Source organism: Micromonospora sp. ATLC20, from assembly GCF_057196585.1.
Genome location: NZ_JBXUOV010000264.1, coordinates 1 through 5778, shown reverse-complemented (window position 1 = coordinate 5778; position 5778 = coordinate 1). Strand labels below are relative to the sequence as shown.

The window sequence follows — 5778 nt, the reverse complement described above, 5'->3', positions numbered from 1 at the left end:
CGTCGGGGCGCTGTTCTTCCTGCTGGTCGCCGGCCAGGAGACCACCTCGCAGTTCCTCACCCTGCTGCTGCACCGGCTGTCCGGCGAACCGGCGGTACGGGCCGGGCTGCGCACCGGTGAGATCGGCGTGGACGACGTGGTCGAGGAAGGGCTGCGACTGGAGCCGCCGATCGTCACCTGGCGGCGGGTGGCAGCAGTGGACACGACGCTCGGCGAGGTGGGCGTACCGGCGGGCACCAGCATCGTGGCCTGGCTGGCCCGCGCCGGCCGCGACCCGGCCGTGGTCGAGGCGCCGGGCGAGTTCCGCCCCGGGCAGCCCGGCTCGCGGCGGCACCTGGCCTTCGGCGCCGGGCCGCACCGCTGCGTCGGCGCGCAGCTCGCCCGGATGGAGGCGGCAGTGGTGGTCACCGAGGCCGCCGCGCTGCTCGACGGGGTGACTGTGGTGCGTCCACCGTGGTGCCCGGACAACCTCACCTTCCGGATGCCGGACGCGTTCGTGGTCCGTCGCGCCTGACGAAAGTCAGTGCCGGCCGCTGCCGTTCGACGGCGGTGCGGCACCCCCGCCGGCCCATAGCGTCGCCGCATGATCACACTTCGTGCGTTGACGAAACGGTTCGGCGACGTGACAGCCGTCGACGACCTGACCGTCGAGATCCGCCCCGGGCAGGTCACCGGATTCCTCGGCCCGAACGGCGCGGGCAAGTCCACCACGATGCGGATGGTGCTCGGCCTGGACCGGCCCACCGCCGGGCAGGCCCTGGTCAACGGCCGGGACTACCGCACGCTGCGGCACCCGCTGCACGAGGTCGGCGCGCTGCTCGACGCGACAGGTGTGCACCCGGCCCGCTCCGGTATGGCGCACCTGCGGGCGATGGCACGCAGCAACGGCGTACCGGCCCGCCGGGTGACCGAGGTGCTCGACCTGGTGGGCCTGGACGCCCGCGCCGCCGGCAAGCCGGGCCGGGCGCTGTCGCTGGGCATGGGTCAGCGGCTCGGCATCGCCGGCGCGCTGCTCGGCGACCCGCCGGTGCTGCTGCTCGACGAGCCGGTCAACGGGCTCGACCCGGACGGGGTGCGGTGGATCCGCGGGTTCACCCGCCGCCTCGCCGACGAGGGGCGCACCGTCCTCGTGTCCAGCCACCTGATGAGCGAGATGCAGCAGACCGCCGACCGGGTGGTGGTGCTGGGGCGCGGCCGGCTGGTGGCCGACGCGCCGCTGGCCGAGCTGATCGCCGCCCGCCCCGCCGCGTCGGTCCGGGTACGCGGCCCCGAGCCGGCCGCGCTCGCCGCCCTCGGCGACCGGCTGGCCGCCGAGGGCGCGACTGTCACCGCCGACGAGGGCGGGATGTCCGTCGCCGGCAGCACCGCCGGCCGGGTCGGCGACCTGGCGCACGAGATGGGGGTACGCCTGCACGAGCTGACCCCCGTCGCCCCCTCCCTGGAGGAGGCGTTCCTGGAGCTGACCGCCGACAGCGTGGAGTACGCCGCCGGCCCGACCGGAGGTGGCACCCGATGACCGCACCGTCCACGCTCGACCCGGCCCGTCGGACCGCCCGGCCCGCCCCCACCACCGGGCATCCGCTCGCCGGGGCGGTGGCCGCCGAGTGGACGAAGCTCTGGTCGGTCCGCTCCACCTGGTGGACGCTGCTCGCGGCGGTGCTGACCATGGCGGCCACGAGCGCCCAGCTCGCCATCTACGCGCGCAACGCCAACACCGACGACGACCCGGCCGACAACCCGGGCGTGGTGGACGTCGGCGAGATCGTGGCCGGATCGCTGGAGCTGACCCAGTACGTGGTGCTGGCGCTCGGACTGTTCGCGATCACCAGCGAGTTCACCACCGGCACGATCCGCACCACGCTGCGGTGCACACCGTCGCGGGGGCGGGTGCTCGCCGCGAAGGCGATGGTGGTGGGCGCGGTGACGTTCGGCGTCGGGCTGCTGCTCGGCACCGTCGGCGCGGTGACGGCCCGGCCGGTGCTGGGCGAGTGGGGCCGCGCCCCGCTGGGCGCGACGGTGGCCGACGTGGTGGCCGCCGCGGCGTACCTGGCGCTGATCGGTGTGCTGGCGCTCGGCCTGGCGGCGGCGCTGCGGGGCGCGGTGCTGGCCCTGACCGTCCTGTTCGCGCTGCTGATGATCGTGCCGCTGTCGTTGCAGGAGCCGGACATCACGGTGCTGACCCGGATCGCCGACGCGTTCCCCGGGGTGGCGGGCAACCACTTCCTGGCCGGGGACACCGAGCCCTACCCGGCGGCAGTGGGGCTGCTGGTGCTCGCCGCCTGGGCCGCCGCCGCGCTGGCGCTGGGCCGATGGGCGCTGGCGAGGCGCGACGCCTGAACGGGGGCGGGCTGGTCAGCCGGTGGGCGGGACCAGCCCCGCCTCGTACGCGAGGATCGCCGCCTGCACCCGGTTGCGCACGTCCAGCCGGGTGAAGATGCTGGTCAGGTAGCTCTTCACGGTGCCCTCGACCAGGTGCAGCCGGCGGGCGATCTCGGCGTTGGACAGTCCCGCCCCGACCAGCGCCAGCACGTCGCGTTCCCGGTCGGTCAGCCCGGCCAGCCGGTCCCGCGCGTACGGGCCGCGGGCCAGCCGGCCGCCGCTCAGCTCGATCACCCGGCGCGCCACCCGCGGCGACAGGTACGCCCCGCCGTCGGCCACCGCCCGCACCCCGGCCAGCAGTTCGCGCGGGTCGCCGGACTTGAGCAGGAACCCGGCGGCGCCGTGGCCGAGCGCGCGGGCGATCAGGTCGTCGTCGCCGAACGTGGTGAGCATGACCGCCGCCGTCTCCGGCACCAGCCGGCGGATCTGCGCGGCGGCGCTGAGCCCGTCGCAGCGGGGCATCCGGATGTCCAGCAGCGCCACCCGGGGGCGGTGCGCGCGGACCAGCTCGACCGCCGCCAGGCCGTCGCCCGCCTCACCGACCACCTCGATGCCCGGGTCGGCGGCCAGGATCGCCCGGACCCCGGCCCGGACCAGCGCCTCGTCGTCGGCGAGCACCACCCGCAGCGGGCGGTCGTGGTCGTCGCTCATGGTGCGATCTGCTCCTTGCTGACCAGCCGCCCGCCGGCGAAACAGAGCCGCCAGGTCGCCTGGGCGAACGGGAAGTTGCCGTCGGTGTAGAACTCGCAGCCCGGCGCGGCGCCGGTCGCGGGCGGGTCGGCCTGCCGGCGGGGCAGCCCGAGCGCGTCGCGCGGCTCACCCAGCCGCAGCCGTTCGTAGCCGGGCCGGTCCAGCACCGCGCCGGCGGTGGCGAGCGGGTAGTAGACGAGCGCCAGCACCAGTGCGAGCCCGGTGGGCGCGCCGATCGCGACGAGCAGGCTGCGCCGCGCCCGCCGCCGGGCCTCCCGCAGCCGCCGGGCCGCGTCCCCCGGTTCACCCCGCCGAGGTACACCGGCACCGCCGAGCGGGTCGGCGTCCGCGTCCGGTGTGCCGGGGCCGGCCGCCCGGTCCAGCGGGACGCGTGCGGTGACCGCCCAGCCACCGTCGCGGGGACCGGCGTCCAGGGTGCCGCCGGCGAGGCGTACCCGCTCGCGCAGCGCCAGCAACCCGGAGCCGTTCGACGGCGGCCCGGGCAGCGGACCGGCCGGCGGTGGCGCGTTCACCACCGCGACCGTCACAGTGCCCTCGGCGCGGGCCACCTCGACGGTGACCGGGGCACCGGGGGCGTAGCGGGCGGCGTTTGTGAGCGCCTCCCGGACCACCCGGTGCACCGCGTGCGCGGGCAGCGGCGGCAGGTCCTCCTCGTCGCCGCGCAGGTCGACTGTCATCCCGGCGTCGCGCGCGCCGTCGACCACGTCGGCGACCGTCTCCCCCGCCGGCCGCAGCGTGCGCTCCTCGCGCAGCACGCCGATCACGTCGTGCAGGCGTTCGGTGGCGGCGGCGACGCTCGCCCGCAGCTCACCGGCCGCCGCCCGGTGCGCCGGGGACAGGTCCGGCGCCAGTTCCAGCGCGCCCGCCCGCAGCGCGATGAGGCTCAGGTCGTGGCCGAGCGAGTCGTGCATGTCCTGGGCGATGCGGGCCCGCTCGCGCAGGCGTACCCGCTCGACCTCGGCCCGGCGCTCGGCCTGCGCGTGGCGCAGCCCGGCGTCGGCGAGCGCGCGGTGCTGCCGCCGCAGCCGGCCCAGCAGCCAGGGGAACACCCCGGCGAACAGCAGCACCGAGGAGAGCACGAACCAGGTGGACGGCTCGGTGCCGAGCAGCCCGAGGTTGAGCACCGAGCCGGTGACCGCGATGGCGGCGAAGACGGCGGCGGCCGGTGCGGCCCGCTCGCTGCGCCGTCCGGCCAGGTAGCCGAAGACCGGGATGGCGAACACCACGTTGCCGTCGACGAGCGAACCGGCCACCACCGCGAGCACCGCGACCAGCGGCCACCGGCGGCCGATCCACACCGCCGTGCCGAGCAGCGCCAGCGCGGCGGCCAGCGGCGGCAGCTCGTCCGCGTGCCACGGCGGGGTGAGGCGGCCGTACGCGACGGGTGCCGCGAGTACGGCCCAGAGCAGCAGGTCACCGGCCCGGCGCTGTCGTTCGCGGGGTTCCACGGCGGTCACGCTACCCACGCCCGGCCGGGCCGGGCACCGACGAAAGTCAGGTCTCCTCGGCCCAGGCCCGCCAGTCGTCGAGCACGCCGTAGAGGGCGGGGGTGAGCCAGCCGGGCGCGGACCGGCGGAACACACCGGGGTCCATGCCGCCCGCGCCGGCCGGCACCGCGCCGAGCAGATTCGGCAGCAGCTCGGACAGGTTGAGCCAGTGCACCAGTTCCGGCTCGGTCGGCCAGGCGCCGATCACCACGCCGGCCGGGACGGCCCGCCGCTCCAGCGCCTCCAGCGTCAGCGCGGTGTGGTTGAGCGTGCCGAGCCCGGCCCGCGCCACCACCACCGCCGGCGCGCCGAGCGACACCGCCAGGTCGGCCACCGTCCACGGCTCGCCGGACGGGCGCAACCCCATCGGTACGAGCAGCCCGCCCGCGCCCTCGACGAGCACCAGGTCGTGCTTGTCCGCCTCCTCGCGGATCGCGTCGACGGCGTTGTACAGCTCCAGCGGCGGCAGCTCCGCCACCCGGGCCGCGGCCAGCGGGGCCAGCGGGTCGGGGTAGCTGGCGAGCGTCCGGCCGGTCAGCGGGGCGGCCAGCCGGGTCACCGAGTCGACGTCGCCGGGCTCGCCTGTCGCCGTACCGGTCTGGCCGGGCTTGACCACGGCGACCCGCAGGCCGGCCGCCTGCGCGGCGGCGGCGACGGCGGCGGTCACCACTGTCTTGCCGACCTCGGTGTCGGTGCCGGTCACCAGCACCGGCCCGGTCCAGGCGTCGCCGAAGCTCATGGCGCACACTCCACGATCACGTCCAGGGCGCGGTCGAAGCCGGCCCGGTCCACCCCGGCGCTGACGGTGAGCCGCAGCCGGGAGCGGCTGTCCGGCGTGGACGGGGGACGGAAGCAGCCGACCGCCACACCGAGGTCCCGGCAGGCGGCGGCCCAGGCGGTCGCCTCCTGCGGGCCGGGCGCGGTCACCGAGATCACGGCGCCGTCCGGGGCGGACACGGACAGCCCGGCCGCGCCGAGCCGGCGCACCGCCGCGGCGACCCGGTCGGCCAGCTCGGCGCGCAGCGCGTCACCGTCGCGGGCCAGGCGTACCGCGGCGCGGACCCCGGCCACCACGGCGGGCGGCGGTGCGGTGTCGAAGATGAACGTGCGGCCGGTCTCCACCAGGTGGCGGACGAACTCGGCCGGCCCGGCGACCACGCCGCCGGCCCCGCCGAGCGCCTTGGAGAGCGTCGCGGTGACC

At 77.0% G+C, this 5778-nt stretch carries 7 protein-coding genes; 3 read left to right on the top strand and 4 right to left on the bottom strand.

All coding sequences use genetic code 11. The features are described from left to right. The 3 genes from AC2CHG_RS29610 to AC2CHG_RS29600 form a co-directional block, all read left to right on the top strand. Nucleotides 1–514 (top strand): cytochrome P450 (locus AC2CHG_RS29610; RefSeq protein WP_484526038.1); only part of this gene is annotated, 514 nt, incomplete at its 5' end. Between the two features lie 69 nt (nt 515–583). Beyond that, nucleotides 584–1516, top strand: coding sequence for an ABC transporter ATP-binding protein (locus AC2CHG_RS29605; protein ID WP_262016348.1), 933 nt, complete (start codon nt 584–586; stop codon nt 1514–1516). Then, nucleotides 1513–2337, top strand: coding sequence for an ABC transporter permease (locus tag AC2CHG_RS29600; protein ID WP_366623106.1), 825 nt, complete (start codon nt 1513–1515; stop codon nt 2335–2337). Before AC2CHG_RS29605 ends, AC2CHG_RS29600 begins: the two co-directional genes overlap by 4 nt. 15 nt (nt 2338–2352) lie before the next feature. Here the strand turns inward: AC2CHG_RS29600 and AC2CHG_RS29595 are convergent, their stop codons facing one another. The 4 genes from AC2CHG_RS29595 to AC2CHG_RS29580 form a co-directional block, all read right to left on the bottom strand. Next, on the bottom strand, nt 2353–3030 hold the full coding sequence (locus AC2CHG_RS29595; RefSeq protein ID WP_194803247.1) for a response regulator: 678 nt from the start codon (nt 3028–3030) through the stop codon (nt 2353–2355). Further along, on the bottom strand, nt 3027–4547 hold the full coding sequence (locus tag AC2CHG_RS29590) for a sensor histidine kinase (RefSeq protein ID WP_484526037.1): 1521 nt from the start codon (nt 4545–4547) through the stop codon (nt 3027–3029). The genes AC2CHG_RS29595 and AC2CHG_RS29590 overlap by 4 nt, the downstream gene beginning before the upstream one ends. Before the next feature lie 37 nt (nt 4548–4584). Beyond that, nucleotides 4585–5316, bottom strand: a complete 732-nt coding sequence (bioD, locus tag AC2CHG_RS29585; protein WP_135243865.1) for a dethiobiotin synthase — start codon at nt 5314–5316, stop codon at nt 4585–4587. Next, the coding region (locus AC2CHG_RS29580) for an aminotransferase class I/II-fold pyridoxal phosphate-dependent enzyme (RefSeq protein ID WP_484526036.1) at nt 5313–5778 on the bottom strand (466 nt) is incomplete at its 5' end. The genes AC2CHG_RS29580 and bioD, both read right to left, overlap by 4 nt.

Coding starts and splice junctions, on each gene's coding strand:
- AC2CHG_RS29605 (WP_262016348.1), top strand. CDS start 584: ATGATCACACTTCGTGCGTTGACGAAACGGTTCGGCGACGTGACAGCC.
- AC2CHG_RS29600 (WP_366623106.1), top strand. CDS start 1,513: ATGACCGCACCGTCCACGCTCGACCCGGCCCGTCGGACCGCCCGGCCC.
- AC2CHG_RS29595 (WP_194803247.1), bottom strand. CDS start 3,030: ATGAGCGACGACCACGACCGCCCGCTGCGGGTGGTGCTCGCCGACGAC.
- bioD (WP_135243865.1), bottom strand. CDS start 5,316: ATGAGCTTCGGCGACGCCTGGACCGGGCCGGTGCTGGTGACCGGCACC.